Source organism: Bradyrhizobium nanningense, assembly GCF_004114535.1.
Taxonomy (GTDB): domain Bacteria; phylum Pseudomonadota; class Alphaproteobacteria; order Rhizobiales; family Xanthobacteraceae; genus Bradyrhizobium; species Bradyrhizobium nanningense.
On the sequence record NZ_LBJC01000020.1, the window covers coordinates 142,653 to 162,103 of the forward strand.

General features: G+C 66.0%; 13 protein-coding genes. 9 read left to right on the top strand and 4 right to left on the bottom strand.

Annotated elements, in window-relative coordinates; all coding sequences use genetic code 11:
- Positions 1–5: 5 nt before the first annotated feature.
- A complete protein-coding gene (locus XH84_RS13640) occupies positions 6–2,597 on the bottom strand; it encodes an ATP-dependent helicase (protein ID WP_128918468.1) in 2,592 nt (863 codons plus the stop codon).
- Positions 2,598–2,833: 236 nt separating this feature from the next.
- Here XH84_RS13640 and XH84_RS13645 point away from each other — a divergent pair, with 236 nt between their 5' ends.
- A complete protein-coding gene (locus tag XH84_RS13645; RefSeq protein WP_028138034.1) occupies positions 2,834–3,007 on the top strand; it encodes a DUF1328 domain-containing protein in 174 nt (57 codons plus the stop codon).
- A gap of 3 nt (positions 3,008–3,010) precedes the next feature.
- Here the strand turns inward: XH84_RS13645 and XH84_RS13650 are convergent, their stop codons facing one another.
- A complete protein-coding gene (locus XH84_RS13650; RefSeq protein ID WP_128918467.1) occupies positions 3,011–3,517 on the bottom strand; it encodes a thioesterase family protein in 507 nt (168 codons plus the stop codon).
- Positions 3,518–3,600: 83 nt separating this feature from the next.
- On the opposite strand from XH84_RS13650, the gene XH84_RS13655 reads away from it, so the two are divergent.
- The 3 genes from XH84_RS13655 to XH84_RS13665 all read left to right on the top strand — a co-directional run bounded on the left by XH84_RS13655 (position 3,601) and on the right by XH84_RS13665 (position 6,813).
- The gene (locus XH84_RS13655) at positions 3,601–5,025 is read left to right on the top strand and encodes an FAD-binding oxidoreductase (RefSeq protein WP_128918466.1); all 1,425 of its coding nucleotides are present in this window, start codon (positions 3,601–3,603) and stop codon (positions 5,023–5,025) included.
- A 104-nt stretch (positions 5,026–5,129) separates the two neighbouring features.
- A complete protein-coding gene (locus tag XH84_RS13660) occupies positions 5,130–6,416 on the top strand; it encodes a Spy/CpxP family protein refolding chaperone (RefSeq protein WP_128918465.1) in 1,287 nt (428 codons plus the stop codon).
- 31 nt (positions 6,417–6,447) lie between these two features.
- A complete protein-coding gene (locus tag XH84_RS13665) occupies positions 6,448–6,813 on the top strand; it encodes a hypothetical protein (RefSeq protein ID WP_128918464.1) in 366 nt (121 codons plus the stop codon).
- Between the two features lie 52 nt (positions 6,814–6,865).
- On the opposite strand, the gene XH84_RS13670 is transcribed toward XH84_RS13665, so the two are convergent.
- Positions 6,866–8,335: a caspase family protein gene (locus XH84_RS13670; RefSeq protein ID WP_128918463.1), complete on the bottom strand. Its 1,470-nt coding sequence runs from the start codon at positions 8,333–8,335 to the stop codon at positions 6,866–6,868.
- A 426-nt stretch (positions 8,336–8,761) separates the two neighbouring features.
- On the opposite strand from XH84_RS13670, the gene XH84_RS13675 reads away from it, so the two are divergent.
- Genes XH84_RS13675 through XH84_RS13685 form a run of 3 tightly spaced genes read left to right on the top strand, consistent with a single transcriptional unit; the run spans position 8,762 to position 12,659 of the window.
- Positions 8,762–9,793 carry a TRAP transporter substrate-binding protein gene (locus XH84_RS13675; protein WP_128918462.1) on the top strand — a complete coding sequence of 344 codons (1,032 nt, stop codon included), beginning with the start codon at positions 8,762–8,764 and terminating at the stop codon, positions 9,791–9,793.
- Positions 9,794–9,815: 22 nt separating this feature from the next.
- On the top strand, positions 9,816–11,669 hold the full coding sequence (locus tag XH84_RS13680) for a TRAP transporter large permease (RefSeq protein ID WP_164936130.1): 1,854 nt from the start codon (positions 9,816–9,818) through the stop codon (positions 11,667–11,669).
- Between the two features lie 12 nt (positions 11,670–11,681).
- The gene (locus tag XH84_RS13685) at positions 11,682–12,659 is read left to right on the top strand and encodes a hydroxyacid dehydrogenase (protein ID WP_128918461.1); all 978 of its coding nucleotides are present in this window, start codon (positions 11,682–11,684) and stop codon (positions 12,657–12,659) included.
- A 6-nt stretch (positions 12,660–12,665) separates the two neighbouring features.
- Here XH84_RS13685 and XH84_RS13690 read toward each other — a convergent pair whose 3' ends face one another.
- Positions 12,666–13,832, bottom strand: coding sequence for an ABC transporter substrate-binding protein (locus XH84_RS13690; RefSeq protein WP_128918460.1), 1,167 nt, complete (start codon positions 13,830–13,832; stop codon positions 12,666–12,668).
- 328 nt (positions 13,833–14,160) lie between these two features.
- Between XH84_RS13690 and XH84_RS13695 the strand changes: the two genes are divergently transcribed.
- Positions 14,161–16,551 carry a bifunctional diguanylate cyclase/phosphodiesterase gene (locus XH84_RS13695; protein ID WP_164936120.1) on the top strand — a complete coding sequence of 797 codons (2,391 nt, stop codon included), beginning with the start codon at positions 14,161–14,163 and terminating at the stop codon, positions 16,549–16,551.
- A gap of 221 nt (positions 16,552–16,772) precedes the next feature.
- Positions 16,773–19,358 carry an EAL domain-containing protein gene (locus XH84_RS13700; protein WP_128918458.1) on the top strand — a complete coding sequence of 862 codons (2,586 nt, stop codon included), beginning with the start codon at positions 16,773–16,775 and terminating at the stop codon, positions 19,356–19,358.
- The last annotated feature ends 93 nt before the right edge of the window (positions 19,359–19,451 follow it).

Here is a 19,451-nt window from a genome sequence, read left to right on the forward strand (position 1 = left end):
GGGCCTCACGCCCGCTGCACAAAACTGTCCACGACCTTCTTCTCGCCGGCCTTGTCGAAGGCGATGGTGAGCTTGTTGCCGTCGATCTTGGTGACGCGGCCATAGCCGAATTTCTGGTGGAAGACGCGGTCGGACAGCGAGAATTCGGACGTCGTGCCGGTCGATTTGGCGACCAGCTCGCCCTCGATCGTCAGGGGACCACGACGGCGCGAAGAGAAGCTGCCGAAATCGGGGCCGGCCGATGAGGAGGACGAGAACGTCGCGGCCTCGTCCTCGAAGCCGCCGTGGCCGCCGCTGCCAGAGCGACCACCGCCGCGATTGCGGTTGGCCTGCGCGCGCTGCCAGCCCGGCGTCGAATAGCTGGAGCCGAAGGCCTCCAGGTCGTCGAAGCGCGAGGCGCCATAGCCGCCGGTGCCGCCCCAGGCCGAGCCGCCCTTGGACTCCGTGATCTCGACGTTGGCCGCCGGCAATTCGTCGAGGAAGCGCGACGGGATCGTGGTCGACCAGGTGCCATGGATGCGCCGGTTGGTCGCGAAATAGATCATCGCGCGGCGGCGGGCGCGGGTCAGGCCGACATGGCCGAGCCGGCGCTCTTCTTCCAGGCCGGCGCGGCCCTGCTCGTCCAGCGTGCGCTGACTCGGGAACAGGCCTTCCTCCCAGCCGGGCAGGAACACGTTGTCGAACTCGAGCCCCTTGGCCGAATGCAGCGTCATCAGCGACACCGCATCTTCCTCGGCGCCGCCGTCGCGGTCCATCACCAGGGAGATGTGCTCGAGGAACCCTTGCAGGTTCTCGAACTCCTCCATCGAGCGCACCAGCTCCTTCAGGTTCTCCAGCCGGCCCGCGGCGTCCGCCGAACGGTCCTTCTGCCACATCTCGGTATAGCCGCTTTCGTCGAGCACGATCTGGGCGAGATCGGTGTGGGCGGTGACCTCGCGCTGGGCGCGCCAGCGGTCGAACTGGGCGACGACGTCGCGAAGCGAGCCGCGCGCCTTCGGCTTCAGCTCGTCGGTCTCGACCACCGCGCGGGCCGCTTCGAACAAAGGAATGCGGCGCTTGCGGGCGTGGTCGTGCAGCATCTGCACCGTGGCATCGCCGAGGCCCCGCTTGGGCACGTTGACGATGCGCTCGAAGGCGAGGTCGTCGGCCGGCGAGTTGATGACGCGCAAATAGGCCAGCGCGTCGCGGATTTCCGCGCGCTCGTAGAAGCGGGGGCCGCCGATGACGCGATAGGGCAGGCCGAGCGTGACGAAACGGTCTTCGAACTCGCGCATCTGGTAGGACGCGCGCACCAGGATCGCGATCTCGTTGAGCTTCTCGCCGCGGCGCTGGATCTGCTCGATCTCCTCGCCGATGCCGCGCGCTTCCTCTTCGGAATCCCACGAGCCTGTTACCGTGACCTTCTCGCCGTCCTGGTCCTCGGTGCGCAGTGTCTTGCCGAGCCGGCCTTCATTATGCGCGATCAGATGTGAGGCGGCGGCGAGGATGTGGCCGGTCGAGCGGTAGTTGCGCTCCAGGCGAATGACCTTGGCGCCCGGGAAATCGTGGTCGAAGCGCAGGATGTTGTCGACCTCGGCGCCGCGCCAGCCATAGATCGATTGGTCGTCGTCGCCAACGCAGCAGATGTTTTTGACGTGGTTCTTCTCCCTCGCCCCGTCCTTCACGGGGAGAGGGTCGGAGTGAGGGGCTGTCTCCACGAGCGCGGCGCTTGGAGCGTCCCCCTCACCCGCATCGCTTTGCGATGCGACCTCTTCCCGCAGGCGAGGAGAGGCGAAGGAAGACGGCGCCTGCGACAATAGCCGCAGCCACAGATATTGCGCGACGTTGGTGTCCTGATATTCGTCGACCAGGATGTATTTGAAGCGCTGCTGATATTGCCGGAGGATATCCGGGTGCTCGCGGAAGATGCGGATGTTCTCCAGCAGGAGATCGCCGAAATCGGCCGCGTTCAGGATCTTCAGCCGCTCCTGGTAGCTCGCATAGAGCTTGCCGCCCTTGCCGTTGCCGAACACGGCGGCTTCGCCCGAGGGCACCTGCGACGGCATCAGGCCGCGGTTCTTCCAGCCGTCGATCAGGCCGGCGAGCATGCGCGCCGGCCAGCGCTTGTCGTCGATGTTCTCGGCTTGCAGCAGCTGCTTGAGCAGCCGGACCTGGTCGTCGACATCGAGCACGGTGAAGTTCGATTTGAGCTGCGCCAACTCGGCATGGACGCGCAGGATGCGGCCGCCGATGGAGTGGAAGGTGCCGAGCCACGGCATGCCCTCGACGGCGTGGCCGAGCATCTGGCCGAGCCGGTGCTTCATCTCGCGCGCGGCCTTGTTGGTGAAGGTCACCGACAGGATCTCGGCGGGGCGGGCGCGGCCCTGGCTCAGGATATGGGCGATGCGCGTCGTCAGCACGCGGGTCTTGCCGGTGCCCGCGCCGGCCAGCACCAGGACCGGACCGTCCAGCGTCTCCACCGCCTCGCGCTGCTCGGGATTGAGCCCGGAGAGGTATTTCGGGCCTACTGAGGCGCGCGCACGCGCGGCGATGCCGCCGGCTGCGGGCTGGTGGTCGGGTACGCTGGTGATCTTGCTCGGCTCGGTCATGCGAATCATTGACCCCACGATGGCACCGCGGGGAGGCGGAAGGGAGCCTTCTAACAGGGATGGTGCCTATATGGGGCGGCGAAAAGAGGTTTTCCACGTGCGCGGCGGGCCAAATTGTTCCTGCGAATCTTGCGAATTTCCACTTGGGGCGGGCCGGAACCATCGTTCCCACCCCGAGATTGTCTGGACAGGTGGCGCGGCGAGCCTGCGCCGGACGCAGACAACATCAAGACGAGGGATTGACCATGCTAGGCTGGGTTGTGACGTTTCTGGTTATCGCACTGATCGCCGGCATCCTGGGCTTCGGCGGCGTCGCCGGCGCTTCGATCGAGATCGCCAAGATCATCTTCTTCATCGCGGTCGTTCTGTTCCTGGTCTCGGCCGTGGTCGGCTTGGCGCGCGGCCGCAACAGGGTATAGCGCTCACCGCTTCGAGGGCATCGCCACGTTCCGGCCGATGCCCTCGGGGCGCGCTACCGCGCTGTGGGCCTTTATGACTGCAGCGATACGCTCGCTTATATCGGGCGGAAACGGCGCGACGCGCCGCGCATTCATGTCCATGTGCAGTGACATGTTCTCGGACGTGGCCGACAGCCATCCTTCGCTCGCGTGCCGCATCTCCTCGAACGTGTGCAGCCGCTTGTCGTCGGCCTCCAGCAGCCAGACGTGGATCTGCACGGGATCGCCGAGGTGGATTTCGCGCAAGTATCGCACATGGCATTCGGCGGTGAAGGTCGAGCCGCCTCGCTCCTTCATGTAGGTCGGCCCGATCCCGAGCTCGAGCCAGAGCTGGTCGACGGCGCGGTCGAACATCACGTTGTAATAGGCCATGTTGAGATGGCCGTTATAGTCGATCCATTGCGGCTCGATCTGCATGATCGCGGCGCGGAACGGCTCGGCTTTGGGCGTTGAGGCGGCAGTCTCCGGCATGTTTCCTTCCAGCTATGCGTCCGGTCGCTTGACTTGACCGGTTTTATGTCCTTTGCCACGGTTCTTCTGTCGGGAGGAATTCCGTGGGTACGACCATCACCAATAATCCGCCGCGGCCGGAGCCGAAAGCCCTCGCGAGCGCGCTGGAGCAGCTCGCCGCACGCTTCGGCAACCGCCTCATCACCTCGCAGGCCGTGCGCGAGCAGCACGGCCATACCACCACCTGGATTCCCAACCAGCCGCCTGACGGCGTGGTGATGGCGCAGGAGACCGCCGACATCCAGGACGTGGTGCGGATCTGCGCCAAGAACCGCGTCCCCGTCATTCCCTTCGGGACCGGCACCTCGCTCGAGGGCCAGGTCAACGCACCCGCGGGCGGTATCTCGATCGACCTGCGCGACATGAACAAGGTGCTCGCGGTGCATGCCGAGGACCTCGACTGCGTGATCCAGCCCGGTGTGACCCGCAAGGCGCTCAACGAGCACCTGCGCGACCAGGGTCTGTTCTTCCCGATCGATCCCGGCGCGGATGCCTCGCTCGGCGGCATGGCCTCGACCCGCGCCTCCGGCACCAATGCGGTGCGCTACGGCACCATGCGCGATAGCGTGCTGGCCCTGAAGGTGGTGCGCGGCGATGGCGAGATCATCACCACGGGCACGCGCGCCAAGAAATCGTCCGCGGGCTACGACCTTACCCATCTGTTTGTCGGCGCCGAAGGCACGCTCGGCATCATCTCGGAATTGACCATTCGCCTGCGCGGCATCCCCGAGACGATCGCGGCGGGCGCGGTCTCGTTCGAGACCGTGCACGGGGCCTGTCAGGCCGTCATCCTGGCGATCCAGACCGGCATTCCCGTGGCGCGCATCGAGCTGCTCAACGCCGCGCAGGTCAAGGCCTGCAACGCCTATTCGAAGCTGACGCTGCCGGAGACGCCGCTGCTGCTGATGGAATTCCACGGCAGCGAGATCGAGGTCGCCGAGCAATCCAAGGCGTTCGGCGAGATCGCGAGGGATTGCGGCGGCGGAGAATTCTCCTGGACCACCAAGCCCGAGGATCGCACGAAACTGTGGCAGGCGCGGCACGATGCCTATTGGTCCGTGAAGGCGCTGCGGCCCGGCGACAGCATCGGTGTGGTCGCGACCGACGTCTGCGTGCCGATCTCTCGGCTCGCCGATTGCGTCAGCGAGACCGAGGAGGATTTGAAGCGGCTCAACCTGCTGTCCCCGATCGTCGGTCATGTCGGCGACGGCAATTTCCATTGCTCGCTGGTCTGCGACGTCAACGACGCGGACGAGATGGCGCGCGGCGAAGAGTTCATGCATCGCCTGGTCGAGCGCGCGCAGGCCATGGACGGCACCTGCACCGGCGAGCACGGCATCGGCCAGGGCAAGCAGAAATATCTGAAGGCAGAGCTCGGCCCCGAAGCGCTCGATGCGATGCGGGCCCTGAAAAAGGCGCTCGATCCGCTCAACATCTTCAATCCCGGCAAGATCGTGCCGGAGGCGTAGCGCCGGCCGCAGCGGGGGACCGGGAACTTTCGGCAGGCCCGCCGGTTCCAATTCCCGCCAAGTTCCGATGCCTCAATGGCAGGACGGCACGCGGGGAGGGTGAGATGGTGCGACCGGTCATTGGAATTGCCGCGATGGCGTTTGCCTGCATGTTGGCGGGCGCGGCGCTGGCGAAGGGCGGACACGGCGGCGGCCATGGAGGCGGGCACGGCGGCGGACATCACGGCGGTGGGCATTTCCGCGGTCATGGCGGTGGGCATGCGCATGGCGGCGGACATCATCGCGGCATGGGGTTCACCGCAGGTGCCAGACGCGGCGGCCCCAATTTCGGTCAGATCCGCAATGCCGCGATCCGGCCGGCGACCTTCCGCAATGCCCTGAACTCCAGCGCATTCCGCAATGGCCGGCTGATCAGCAATCCGGCGGCGCGTGCGCAACTCGCCGCCGCGGCCGCGCTGGCCGGCTGGAGCGGCGTGAGCAGCGGATGGTGGCAACACGCGGGTGGCGGCTATGGCTGGGTCGGGCCGCTGTTCTGGCCGTTCGCCTATAACGATCTCTACGATTACACGATCTGGGGCGACGGGCTCGGCTTCTGGGGTTACGGCTACCCGGACATCTATGCCGGCATATTCGGCCCCTATGGTTATGATCGCCTGTCGGCCTATCTGCCGCAGCAACCAGAGCGACGACGGCGGGCGCGCAGCGCACCGCTCGATCAGCTGTGCGGCAGTGGCCGCCGTGCCATCGCCGGGCTGCCGATCGATCAGATTGCATCCGCGGTGCAGCCGACCGATGCGCAGGGCGCCGCTCTTGATGCGCTCGGCAACGCCTCCGTCGACGCGGCAGCGCTGATCCGCACGTCCTGTCCGATGCAGGCCGCAGCGACTGCGCCCGGCCGGCTCGCGGCGATGCAGCAGCGCATCGAGGCGATGCAGAAGGCTGTCGATCTGGTCCAGCCCGCGCTCGACCAATTCTATGGTTCGCTTAACGACGAACAGAAGGCGCGCTTCAATGCGCTGGCCGAGGATCAGCGGCGCGCGAGCGCATCGAACAATGCGAGCGGATCGCCGGTGCAAAACTGCAGTGTGTCCGCCGCGTTCGATTGGCCCGGCGCCACGATCGAGGAGAGACTTCGTCCCAACGACACGCAGCGCGCAGCGCTTCAGGTTCTCCAGGATACCAGCGCCAAGGTGAGCGCCTCGCTCAAGGCAGCCTGCGAGCCCAATGAGGTGATGACACCGCCGGCCCGCATGGCCACAATCCGCAAACGGCTGGATGCGATGCTGGACGGGATCAAGTCGGTGCGTGCGGCGCTCGATGACTTCTACGCCACGCTCAACGACGAGCAGAAGGCGCAGTTCGAGGCGATCGGACCGCGCCGCACGTCCTGAACGGTGTAGGCAACGACCATTGGTGGGGGCAATGAAGTGGTTCGCAAGGCGGCAGCCGGTCGACATCTGGGATGAGCCGATCCAGGGACCGCTCGGCGATATCGAAGCGGCGGAGCGAATTCGCAACATCTGCGAGGCTGCGCAAGCGGGCGCGGAGGCCGTCGGAGGCTCCGCACAGACTGCCAAGCGCGAGCGCTATGAACGCGCGGCCCGCGTCGCGATGGAAATTGCGATGAAGATCGCAGACGATCTGATGCGCGACGATGCGGTCCGCCGCATCGTCGACCTCTGCATGAAGGCGGACGACGCCAAGACGGCGCAGATCCTGTTTCGCGCGATCCAGGCCGGCTGGATCCGGGAGGCCGTTCAGCGCGATTATCCGGCGCTGGCGCAGTAGACCTGGCTCGCGCGATGGGCGCGAGCCGGTGCGATGTCGATGCTGGACCGTCTCAGTATCTGCGGTAGTCGCCGCGATAATGGTCGCCGCCATGGCCGCCCATCCCGATGCCGATACCGACGCCGATGCCCTGCATCACGGCGCCGGGCGGCAGGCCGGGAGGCGGCTCACGCTCGTAGATCACTTCGTCGGGCGGCGGGCGGCGCTTCGGTGGCGTCTCGACCACCTTGCGCTTGGGCGGTGTGTCGTCGACGCGCTTCTTGATGATGGGCGCAACGCTCGGATTGACCGGCGTTGCCGGTGCCTGTGGCGCCGAGCACGGGCAGGTCGGTGCCATCGCGACGGCGACCGGGGCGGGGGATGCCGCGGCGACAACGGGCGGGCCATAATTGCGGTTCTGCACGCGGAGCAGCAGCCGGCGCGCAGTCGCAGCGAGGTCGCTGTTGTCCCAGTTGGCCAGATAAGCCTCGAACGAAGCGCGGGTGTTGATCGCTGTGGCCCGCTCCCAGGCCAGCATCTGGCGCCGCCGCTCCAGCACCGTGCGCAGGCGCGAGGTGCGGGTGTCCTGCGCGTACAGCTCGATATAGGCCTGATAGGCCGGCACGGTGTCGTCGGTGATGACGAGTTCATAGGCGACCATGGCCGGCTTGCCCTGCAATTCCTTCCGCCAGTCCTCGAGGCTGCGTGTGCCGCTGGCAAGCGCCATCGAATCTGCGCCCGGAAGGGATGGCTGCCGGCCGCTGCTCTCGCCGAAGAACTTGAAGTCGGTCGTCAGCGAGGAGCTTTCCCACGGGATCTGCCGTCCGTCGGTCGATTGCGCGACGGCGACGCGGATGCGCTTGAACACTTCCTCGATCGGCAGATTGGGCTGCTTGGCGATGGTCAGCGCGGCCGTGGTGTAAGGGCTGTCGATGCCGCTGCCGTCCTCGGCTTCGGCGCCGGGCGAGGTCGAATAGGAGATGAAGGAGCCGGGCGCGCCGGCCTTGGTATCGACGATCGCAAGCCCGTGGCCGGCGCCGCTCAGCGCCGGGAACGGATTGTTGCGGCAGGCATCGAGCATGAAGATGCGTGCCCGCGTCGGCAGTGCGCCGAGCGTATTGAGCAGATCGTTCAGCCGCACGCCCTGGAGCGGAATGTCGGCCTCGCGCTTGGGATCGAGATCGACCGGCACCAGGTAATTCTCGCCGTCGATCTGCAGGCCGTGGCCGGCATAAAACACCAGCGCGATGGTGTCGGCGCCGCTGGCGCTGACCTTGCCGGCGAAATCCGAGATCGCGGCGCGCATCTCGTTCTGCGCCAGGTTCGCCGCCGTGGTGACAGTGAAGCCGGCATTGCCAAGCAGCTCCGTCATCCCCTTGGCGTCGTTGGCGGCGTTGGGCAGCTCGGGCACGGTGCGATAGGCGGATTGGCCGATCACCAGCGCGAGCCGCGCTTCGGCGGCAGCGTGCGTCGGTGTCACCAATTGCGCGAATGCAATAAGGCCGGATGCAAGCAGCAAATTCGAAAAGACTGGACGGCGCATGATGTCACCTCCAATGGCAATACGCGCGATGATGTCACTTTTCCTAGGGGGGCGCCATCTGCCCGTCTGTGCACTGGATCACGTTCGTCATTCGGCAAGATGGGGCAGGGTGTCTGCCGGAGGCGGAAGGCATCGTTCCAGGCCGATCCATGTGAATTGTGCATTGATCCATGCTCCGATTGGATCGATGTCAGCCCTGCGCGACTGCGCCCATTGCGCGGACGCGGCTGCAGGCCAATCCTCTTTGCAAATCCCAGGGGATCGTTCTCGTTCAGCCGCGCGTGCGGACAGTTGCACGCGCGTCGTGCCGCTCTGCGGCTGCCGGCCGTCACGCTTGCCTGTCCCGTCGCTTTAGCCATACAGTTCGCGCAACAGGCCGCTAGCAACGACCGCGGCGAACAAGAACAATGTGGGAGAGACCGCACCATGACCATCGTGCCCGTGAACCGTCGCGCGTTCATCAAGTCATCGGCGGCGGTCACCGCCGGTCTCGTGTTCTCTCCCGCAATCATCGGCCGCGCCGAAGCTGCGACGCTGAAGCTGAAATGCTCCTCCTCGCTGCCGAACGATCCCAAATTCGCCAACGGCCGCGTCTACTACGACAATCTGGTCAAGAGCCTGAAGGCGAACGGGCTCGGCGAGCAGATCGAGGTCGCGTTCTTCCCCGACAACCAGCTCGGCCAGGAGATCGACGTCATCAACTCGGTGAAGCTCGGCGTCATCGACCTCATGGTGTCGGGCTCGTCGATCTCGGCCAATCTGGTGCCGCTGGTCGGCACCTACGATCTCGGTTTCCTGTTCTCGAGCTTCCCGCAGCAGACCAAGGCGTTCGAGGCCGGCGCGGCCAAACCGATCGAGGACGCGCTGCTCAAGGGCGGCAACATCCGCATCATCGCCTGGGCCTATAATTTCGGCTCGCGCAGCGTGCTGGCGAAGAAGCCGGTGAAGACGCCGGAAGATCTCGCCGGGCTCAAGATCAGGACGCTGCCCAACCCTGTCATCACGGAATGCCTGCGCCTGATGGGCGCCGCCGCGACGCCGCTGGCGTTTGGCGAAATCTACACGGCCCTCCAGGCCGGCGTGCTGGACGGCCTGGAGCACGATCCGCCGACCATCCTGGCCAGCAAGTTCTTCGAGACCGCCAAATTCTACGCGCTGACGCAGCACAATTTCTCGCCGCTTGCGATCTATTTCAGCGATGTGACCTACAACCGCATGGATCCGAAGCTGCGCGAAGGCTTCCTCGATGCCGCCAAGAAGGCTGCGGCCGACACCCGCACCCATGGGCTTGCGGTCGAGAAGGAGGCGCTGGCGGCCCTGACCGAGAAGGGCGTGACGGTGGCCGAATGCGACCGTGAGGCGTTCAAGAAGCGCGTCGCGCCGCAGACCGAGAACTTCATCAAGGCTCGGCCGGAATCCAAGGCCGTCATCGACATCATTGGCGCGACCCAAGCCTGAGATGACCAAATCTGAGCTGGCGATGACAGCCGCCGCGCCCGTCTCGGGCGGCCGCCATGGCAGCATCGCCCTGCTGCTGCGCGGCAGCGACGCGATCGCGGCCATCCTGCTCGCCGCCGATCTCGTCGTGGTCTGCGCGTCCGTGCTGCTGCGCTTCTTCTTCAACGCGCCGGTCGAATGGTCGGACGACGTTGCGCGCGGGCTGATGGTCGGCTCGGCCTTTTTCGGCGCGGCGAGTGCGCTCGCGCGCGGCGAGAATGTCGGCGTCTCCTTCTTCCGCGATCTCTTGCCGGTGCGGCTGCGCGCGCTGGTCGACGCCGCAAGCGCGCTGTTGATCGTGCTGATCTCGGGCTACGTCGCCTACAACGCGATCAAGCTGGGCTCGCTGACGGCGGGTCAGACCACCGGCTCCGGACTGCCACTGGAGCTGACCTTCTACCCCATGGGCATGGGCGCGCTGTTCATGACGGTGTTCGCGATCGACCACCTCTGCGCAAGGCCGCTGCCGGACATCGTCAGGGGGCTCGTTGCGGTTGTCGTCGTGACCGGCCTTTATCTGGCCTGGGACTATCTGTCGCCGTCCTCGGTGCCGTCGGCGGGCACGTTGATGCTGATCGGCTTCTTCGCAACCCTGTTCGGCGGATTGCCGATCGGTTTTGCGCTGGCGCTCGCCGCGCTGATCTTCATCTGGGTCGAGGGCGCGCTGCCCGGCGTGATCTTCGCCCAACAGATGGCGCGCGGCATCGACAATTTCGTGCTGCTGGCGATCCCCTTCTTCATCCTCGTCGGCTACCTCATGGAAGCCAACGGCATGTCCTTGCGGCTGATCGAGCTGCTGCAACGCGCGGTCGGACGCATGCGCGGCGGCCTCAACGTCGTCATGGTCGCCTCCATGGTGCTGTTCTCCGGCATCTCCGGCTCGAAGATGGCGGACGTTGCCGCGGTCGGCTCCGTGCTGATCCCGGCCGCGCGCCGCTCCAGGCAAAATCCGGGCGGCGCGGTGGCGCTGCTTGCGGCCTCGGCGGTAATGGCGGAGACCATTCCGCCCTGCATCAATTTGATCATTCTCGGCTTTGTGGCCAATCTGTCGATCGGCGGCCTGTTCGTCGCCGGGCTGCTGCCGTCGGCGCTGATGGCGGCCGTGCTGATTGCGGTCTCCATCGTCTTCGGCAAGCGGCCGGACAAGGTCGAGGACGTCGAGCCGCAGATGCCGGTCTCGGGGCTGTGGAGCGGCGCGATCGCCTCGTTCGGCCTGATCTTCATGATCTTCTTCGGCTTCAAGAGCGGCTTTGCCACCGCGACCGAGATCTCGGCCTTCGCGGTGGCCTATGCGCTCGCCGTCGGCAGCGTGGTGTTCCGCGAGCTCAGCTTCAGATCGGCTGCGCAAAGCTTCGTGCAGGCGGCGACGCGCGCGGGCCTCGTGCTGTTCATCGTCGCCGCCGCACAATCGCTGGCCTTCACGTTGACGCTGCAGCAGGTGCCGCACGCGGTCGGCGATTTCATGCTGGGATTGTCAAAGACGTCGGGCGTCTGGCTCTTCATTCTGCTGGCGATCGCCGTGCTGATCGTGATGGGCTCGGTGCTGGAAGGTGCAGCCGCGCTGATCATCTTCGGGCCGCTGCTGTTGCCGGTCGCGGTGCAACTTGGCGTCGATCCCTTGCATTTCGGCGTCGTGCTGGTCATCGCCATGGGCATCGGCCTGTTCGCGCCGCCGCTCGGGCTCGGCCTTTACGGCGCCTGCCTGATCGGCAACGTGCCGATCGAGCAGACGGTGAAGCCGATCATGGGTTATCTCGGCCTGTTGTTCCTCTGCCTGCTCGTCATCGCCTTCGTGCCATGGCTGAGCACCGCGCTGCCGCGGGCATTCGGCTACTGAAGGAGTTTTGTCATGAAGGTTCTGCTCGCTCACACGCCGGAGATGCGGCGCAACTATTACGGCGATCGCAGCCTCAACGGGTTGCGGGCGGCCGCCGAGGTGATCCTGCACGAGAGCGACGAGACCCTGGACGCCGCCGGCCTCGTGCGTGCGGCGAAAGACGCCGACATCATCGTCGCCGATCGCATGACGGAAGGGCGCGGCGAGATCTTTGCGCAGCTGCCGCGTCTGCGCGCCTTCGTCCGCTGCGCCGTCGATATCCGCAATGTCAATGTGGAAGCGGCCTCAAAGGCCGGCGTGCTCGTCACCCGCGCCGGTCCCGGCTTCGTGCAGGCCGTCGCCGAGCTCGCCCTCGGCTTCATGGTCGACCTCTCCCGCGGCGTGTCGCGGACGACGGCGGACTACCAGGCCGGCCGCAAGGCCGAGGCGCGGATGGGCCGCCAGCTCGCCGGCAGCAAGCTCGGCATCATCGGCTATGGCAGCATCGGGCGCTATCTCGCCGAGATCGCAAAGGTGCTGCGCATGGAAGTGCTGGTCTCCGATCCCCACGCGACCGTCAGCGATGCGGCGATCCGGCAGGTCGGTCTGGACGAGCTGCTCGCCGCCTCGGACTACGTCGTCTGCCTCGCCATCGCCAACGAGCAGACCGAGAATTTGATCGGGGAGGCGGCGCTGGCTCGCATGCAAAAGCATGCGTTCTTCGTCAATCTCTCGCGCGGCAATCTCGTCGACGAGGCCGCGCTGGCACGTGCGCTATTGGAGAACCGCATCGCCGGCGCCGCGATGGATGTCGGCCGCGCGCCGGACCAGATGCCGACACCCGAGCTGGCGAAGCTTCCGAACGTGATCGCCACCCCGCATGTCGGCGGGCTGACGCCGCAGGCGATCGAATATCAGTCGCTCGAGACCGTGCGGCAGGTCGAAGCGATCGTCAAAGGCGAGGTGCCGCCGGGCGCGGTCAACGCCGACCGCTGGACGCGGCGGCCCTGAACTGCCCTACAGCCGGTCCACCGCCTTGAACGTTCCGTCCTTCTGGATCACCGTCAGGAATACCTTCGGCGGCGCGTCGATCATGCGGATGCCGACGTTGACGGTGCTGCCGCTGATGTCGAAGCCGCCGACATCGTTGATGGCGCGGAGCAGGCTCGCGCGCGTCGGTTCCGGTCCGGCCTGTTCCAGCGCTGCAGCTGCGAGGCGACCGGAGAGATAGCCTTCCAGCGACACGAAGTCCGGTGTCTGTGTCGAATCAATCGCCTTCTGTGCCGCCTGGTAGTCGGCGACCAGTTTGAGCGAGCGGTCCCACGGAAACGGCACGACCTGCGAGACGATGACGCCTTCGCCTTCGGGGCCAAGCTCTCTGGCGAGTGCATTCGCGCCGACGAAGGAGATGTTGACGAAGGTCGGATAGAAGCCGCTGCGGTGCGCGAGCTTGATGAACTCCGCGCAGGGCCCATAGGTCCCGACCATCACGATGGCCTCGGGTTCTGCGCGCTTGATCACTCGCCAGGCGGCCTTGACCGCGCGGGTGTTGCGCTCGAAGGTGCCTTCGGCGGCAAGCTCGAGGCCGCGCTTGGCGAGCGCGCGCTTCACGCCGACCAAACCATCGCGGCCGAAGGAATCGTCCTGGTAGAAGATGCCGATGCGGGTGAAGTGGCGATCCTCGGTGAGGTGCTTGATCCACGCTTCGGCCTCCGCACCATAGCTCGCGCGGATGTTGACGACGTTTGCGAGTTCGAGGTCGCGCAGGAATTCGGCGCCGCTGAACGGGCCGATGAAGGGAACGTTCCTGGCGCTGGTGATGGGAATTGTCGCCATCGCAGTCGGCGTACCCACCGCGCCGATCAGCGCGAACACCTTGTCGTCCTCGATCAGCTGCAGCGTCTGGGCGACGGAACGATCGGGGTCGTAGCCGTCGTCGCGGCTGATGAGCTGGAGCTTGCGGCCGTGGACGCCACCCTTGGCGTTGATCTCGGTGAATGCTGCGACGATGCCTTGTCGCATGCGCTGTCCGAGCGCGGAGGAGGGACCTTCCAGCGCGGCGGCCTGGCCGAACAGGATCGCATCCTCGCTGACGCCGACCTCGCTGCTCCTGGCCGCGAACGTGGTCGCTGCCATGAGCACGCAGGTCAGAACGACGGATCTCGTTGATCGAAACCGATGCATCGGAAGGTCTTGCTGGATCGTTGGAAGAAATCTTCCGCAACATATCGCTGCGAGCCTGAATAGCTCGCTAAGCGGCACTGTATCGACGCCCCCTAGTACTCCGGGCAAAGTCGGCAACTTGTTTCCACAGTGCCGGGTCATTCGCGCACTTCATTAACTAATCCATGCATTGCGGAACGATCCGGTTCCGAAATTGTGCAGTTCTTAACCGCGGTCTTGTTCCGATAGCCGAACCTGAACCTCAACCAGAGGTTCGGCTTGTCGCGGGATAGGGGACAGCGGCTTCAGGATGGGCGATCGCGATCAAATTGATCAGGATCGGAGGCGTATGACCGGATGGTGGCGTGCCGCGCCGCTGCTCGGGCTCTATCGCCCTGCGCTCGTCGCGGTCGGCGTCGGTCTTCTGTTCTCGGTCGTGGGCGCGGCCGCCGTGGCGCGGTGGGAAGATCGCGTCAACAGGATCGAGTTTGAGAACGCCGCCGAAACCGAAGCGATCGTCATGCAGAACGGCATGGGCGAATACATCTCAAGGCTCGTCGCGCTGCGTACGCTGTTCGAATCGACCAACGACGAAGTCACCCGCAGCGAGTTCGAGACCTTCAGCGCCCGCCTGTTCGAGCGCCATCCCGGCATGCTGCGCATTGCCTGGCTGCCGCGCGTTAACCGCAAGGAGCGCTCCGATTACGAGGCCGCGGCGATCACGGACGGTGTGTCCGGCTATCGCATCAAGGCGCTCCAGGGGGAGAGCTTCGCGACTGCGCCGCAGAGCGATGAATATTTTCCCGTGTTCTACTCGACCCAGCCGAAGACCTCGTCGGTCTATGGCATGGACTACACCACCGTGCCGGAGCGCCGCGCGGTTCTGGAGCGCGCGCGCGACAACGACGGCATCGCAGCCATCCGCACGCGCCTGTTCGAACCCAAGGAGGGGGGCCGGCTGCCCGACGTCCTCGTTGCCGTTCCCGTCTACGCCAAGGGAACGTCGCGCGAGACGGTCGCGGACCGGCGTCGCAATCTTGCCGGCTTCGTGGTCGGAATCTTCGACCTGCCGCTGCTGATTCAGGCCATTCGCGTGACCACCGGAGCAAGCCCCGCGGTCAGCATGAACGTCTATCCGCCCTTCACGGGGCAGATCGCCAGCCTGGAGCAGATGCTGCCGGACTATTCCTCGGCGGCCAGGGCGCCGCAGTCGATGCGGGACGTCGCGCGGGCGCTGCACTGGTCGGGCAGCCTCAAGATCGGCGATACCGATTGGCAGGTGCGGGCCGTTCCCACCGCCGGCGGTCCGCTGGAGACGACTTATGATCGCGCGGGCGCGGTGCTGATCGTCGGGCTGCTGCTGACGCTGTCGCTATCGACCTATCTCATGCTCGCGAGCCGCAATTCGCGGCGGCTGTCACTGGCCAACCGGCGGGTGCTCGAGCTCGCCCAGACCGACATCCTGACCGGACTGCCGAACCGCGCCTTCTTCCTCACCCGGCTCGACGAGATGAACAGCCAGCTCGGCGTGCGGGGCCTGCCGTTCTCGATCCTGATGCTCGACCTCGATCGTTTCAAGAACGTCAACGATTCCCTCGGTCACGGGGCCGGCGATGCGCTGCTGCGCCAGGTGGCACAGCGGCTGAAATCCACGGTGCGCGCGGGCGACGTGCTGGCACGGCTCGGCGGCGACGAGTTCGCCATCATCCAGGAAGCCGGCGCGGATCAGCGCGCCTGCTCGACCGAGCTGGCGGCGCGGATCGCCAAGCTCTTGACCGAACCGTTCCTCCTGCCCGGTCACCGCATCGAGATCGGCACCAGCATCGGCATCGCCATCGCGCCCGATCACGGCAGCGATCAGGAGCAATTGCTGAAGAAGGCGGACCTTGCGCTCTATCGCTCGAAATCGGCGGGCCGCAACTGCTTCACCATCTACGACGAGGCGATGTCGGCCGAGCTGGAGGCCCGCAATACGCTGGAGGGGGATCTGCGCGATGCCATCGCACAGTGCCAGCTGGAGGTGCATTACCAGCCGTTCATCGACGCCCTCAGCGGCGCGCGGCGAGGCTTCGAGGCGTTGGTGCGCTGGCGGCATCCGACGCGCGGCCTGATCCCGCCGGATCAGTTCATCCTGCTTGCGGAGGAGACCGGGCTGATCGTCCCGCTCGGCGAATTCGTGCTGCGGCGCGCCTGCGCGGATGCGGCCGGCTGGCCCTCCGATCTCGCGGTCGCCGTCAACCTGTCGCCGATCCAGTTCAAGGAAGCCGAGCTGTTCGAGGTGATCTGCGCGGCGCTCGCGGATTCCGGCCTGCCGCCGCACCGACTGGAGATCGAGATCACCGAATCCGTCCTGCTGGAGCGCGGCGGCGAGAACCACGCCTTCATGGAGCGGCTCAAGCATCTCGGCATCGAGCTCGCGCTCGACGATTTCGGCACCGGCTATTCCTCGCTGAGCTATCTGACCGCGTTCCCGTTCGACAAGATCAAGATCGACAAGTCGTTCATCCGCAATCTCACGCATCAGCCGCGCAGCTCCGCCATCATCTCCTCGATCGTGACGCTGGCGCGCGGGCTCGACATGTCGGTGACGGCCGAGGGCGTCGAGACCCGCGAGGAGTACGAGCGGCTGAAGGCGCTCGGCGTCAATTTCGGGCAAGGCTATCTGTTTGGCCGTCCGCAGCCGATCGAGCGGATCCTGTTCGACGCCCCCGTCAAACCGTCACGCCGCGACGCCGCCTGAGCGCGCGCTCGTCCTTCGAGACGACCGCTTCGCGGTCTCCTCAGGATGAGGCTAATCCAGAGTGAGTTCCACGCACACCGCATTACCTGCGCTTCTTTGCCGAATGTTAAGCATGTCGCGGCTTGGCAAATGCGAGGGGGATTGCAAGAACGTCTTGGACACCATCGGAGCGTTAGCCTCGGGCCGATTTGCTGCTTCTTCCCGATGCCCCGGGTCCACCGATGTCTGCTTCCGATAGTCTTGTGACAGAAACTCCGGACGTGCTGTTGGCTGCACTGGAACGCGCCGACGATGGAATCGTCATCGTCGACAGCGCGCATCGCGTCACGCATTTCAACGCCAGTGCGGAGCGGATCTGGAAACTCGCGCGCACCGACGTGGTCGGCCGCGATGCTGAAATTCTCACCCTCAACTGCCTTCAGGCCGATCCGGTCTCGGAGTTCCGCGACGAGATCAGCCTCGTGCGGCACGACGGCAGCCGGATCCGTGCGGCCATATCGCTGTCGTCCATTGCGCATGACGGCGCGCCCCATCGCGTCGTGTTCGCGCGCGACGTCACCGCGGATGCCGAGCGCCGCGTCAGAATCGGGCTTCTCCACGCCGTCTCCGATCAGACCAACCGGGCGGTGATCATCACCGACACCGAGCAGAACATCGTCTACGTCAACTCGGCCTTCACGACGCTGTTCGGCTACACCAGCGGTGAGGCCGAGGGCCGCCACGCAGGTGAGCTCATCGCCGGCTGCCACACCGACCGCAAGGCGGTCGCGAAGCTGGTCAAGCGTCTGATGCATGGCGGCCGCCGCGGCGAAGCCGAAGTGCTTGCCTACGACAAGGAGGGCGAGGAGATCTGGGTCTGCGCCAGGATCGACGCTTTCCGCGACAAGAAGGGACGGGTCAAGCACATCTTCGCGCTGCTCGAGGACATCACCGAGACCAAGCAGTTGCGGTCGCTGCAGCAGCTCATCATGGGCGCGCTCGCGGACGAAGTTCCGATCACCGACATCGCCGACAGGCTGTGCCGCCGCGTCGAGGAGATCGCGCCCGACGTCGTCTGTTCGCTGCTCCACGTCGATGCCGCCGGCTTGATCCACCCGCTCGGTGGTCCCAGCCTGCCCGAGGATTATTCCCGCGCATTGGACGGCATCGCGATCGGCCCCAATGTCGGCTCCTGCGGCACGGCCGCCTTCTACGGCGAGCCGGTGCTGGCGACCGACCTCGAGACCGATCCCCGCTGGCAGCCCTACAAGGCGATGCCGCTGGCGATCGGCCTGCGCGCCTGCTGGTCGACCCCGGTCAAGGCCAAGGACGGCCGGGTCATCGCGACCTTCGCCTTCTACTATCGGGAGCCCCGCGCGCCGAGCAATTGGCATCGGCGCATCGTCGAGGCTTGCGTCAGCCTTGGCGCCTTCGCGATCGAGCGCAAGGAAGCGCGCGCCGAGATCGCGCGGCTCGCCTATCACGATATCCTCACCGGCCTGCCGAACCGCGCGCAGCTGCGGCACCTGATCACCACCGCCATCGATGCCTGCCCGACAGGCAGCCATATCGCGCTGGCCTTCCTCGACGTCGATCATTTCAAGGACGTCAACGACACGCTCGGTCACGCCGCCGGCGACGAGCTCCTGATCCAGCTTGCCCAGCGCCTGCGCGAGCAGATCGGCCCAGAGGACATGCTGGGGCGGCTCGGCGGCGACGAATTCGTCATCTTGCTGCCGCAGCGCAACGCCGAGAGCGCCGCGCGCGTCGCGGCCGACATCACGGAGGCGCTGGGTGCCCCCTTGAGGCTCGGATCGAGGCTGATGCCGATGTCGGCCAGCATCGGCATCAGCCTCTATCCCGATCATGCCACCGACATCGATACGCTGATGCAGCAGGCCGACGCCGCCATGTACATGGCCAAGCAGGCCGGCCGCTCGACCCATCGCATCTTCAGCGCCGAGATGAACGGGCTCACCGAGCAGCGTTTGGCGCTGATCGCCGCATTACGCCGCGCCATCGCGGAAGGAGCACTGAGCCTCAGCTACCAGCCGCAGATCCGCAGCTGCAACGGCGCGATCCACGGCGCCGAGGCGCTGGCGCGCTGGCATGATGCCGTGCTCGGCGACGTCTCGCCGGCAAAATTCATCCCGCTCGCCGAGGAGTGCGGCCTGATCGAGCAGATCGGCCTGTGGTCGGTGCGCGAGGCGTGTCGGCAGATGGCGAGCTGGCGCCGCGCCGGACTCAACATCCCCTGCGTGTCGGTGAACCTGTCGCCGATCAATTTCCGCAACGTCACGCTGGCCGCACGGCTCAAGGACATTCTCGCCGAACACGATCTGCCGGCGGACGCCTTGATGCTCGAGATCACTGAAGGCGCTTTCATGCAGGACAGCGTCGCCGCGCTGGAGACGATGAACGCGATCCGCGAGCTCGGCGTCGGGCTTTCGGTGGACGATTTCGGCACCGGCTATTCCAGCCTCAGCCGGCTCGCGCATCTTCCGATCCGCGAACTCAAGATCGACCGTAGTTTCATGCGCGACATCGAGAGTGACGCGGGCGCGCTCGCGATCGCCACCGCCGTGGTGCGCGTCGGCCAGGGCCTCGGCATGACCGTCGTCGCCGAAGGCGTCGAGACCGAGGGCCAGCGCAAAACGCTGGCCGAGCTCGGCTGCGACGTCGTGCAGGGCTTCCTCTACGCCCCCGCGCTTGCCCCCTTCGCCTTCGAACGCTGGCTGATCGAGCACTGCGCCGAGCAGGCGAGGGCGATGCTGGGGCGGCTCGGGGTGGGACCGGTCGGCGTGGCCGCGGTGAAGCGGTCGGCGTAATTGCCGTTCGGCGATATTCCGGCCCAATAGGAACGTATCGGGAAGCCGGCGGTTTGATCTATGATATCTGCCGGAGGGGGCGCCACGCCGTAT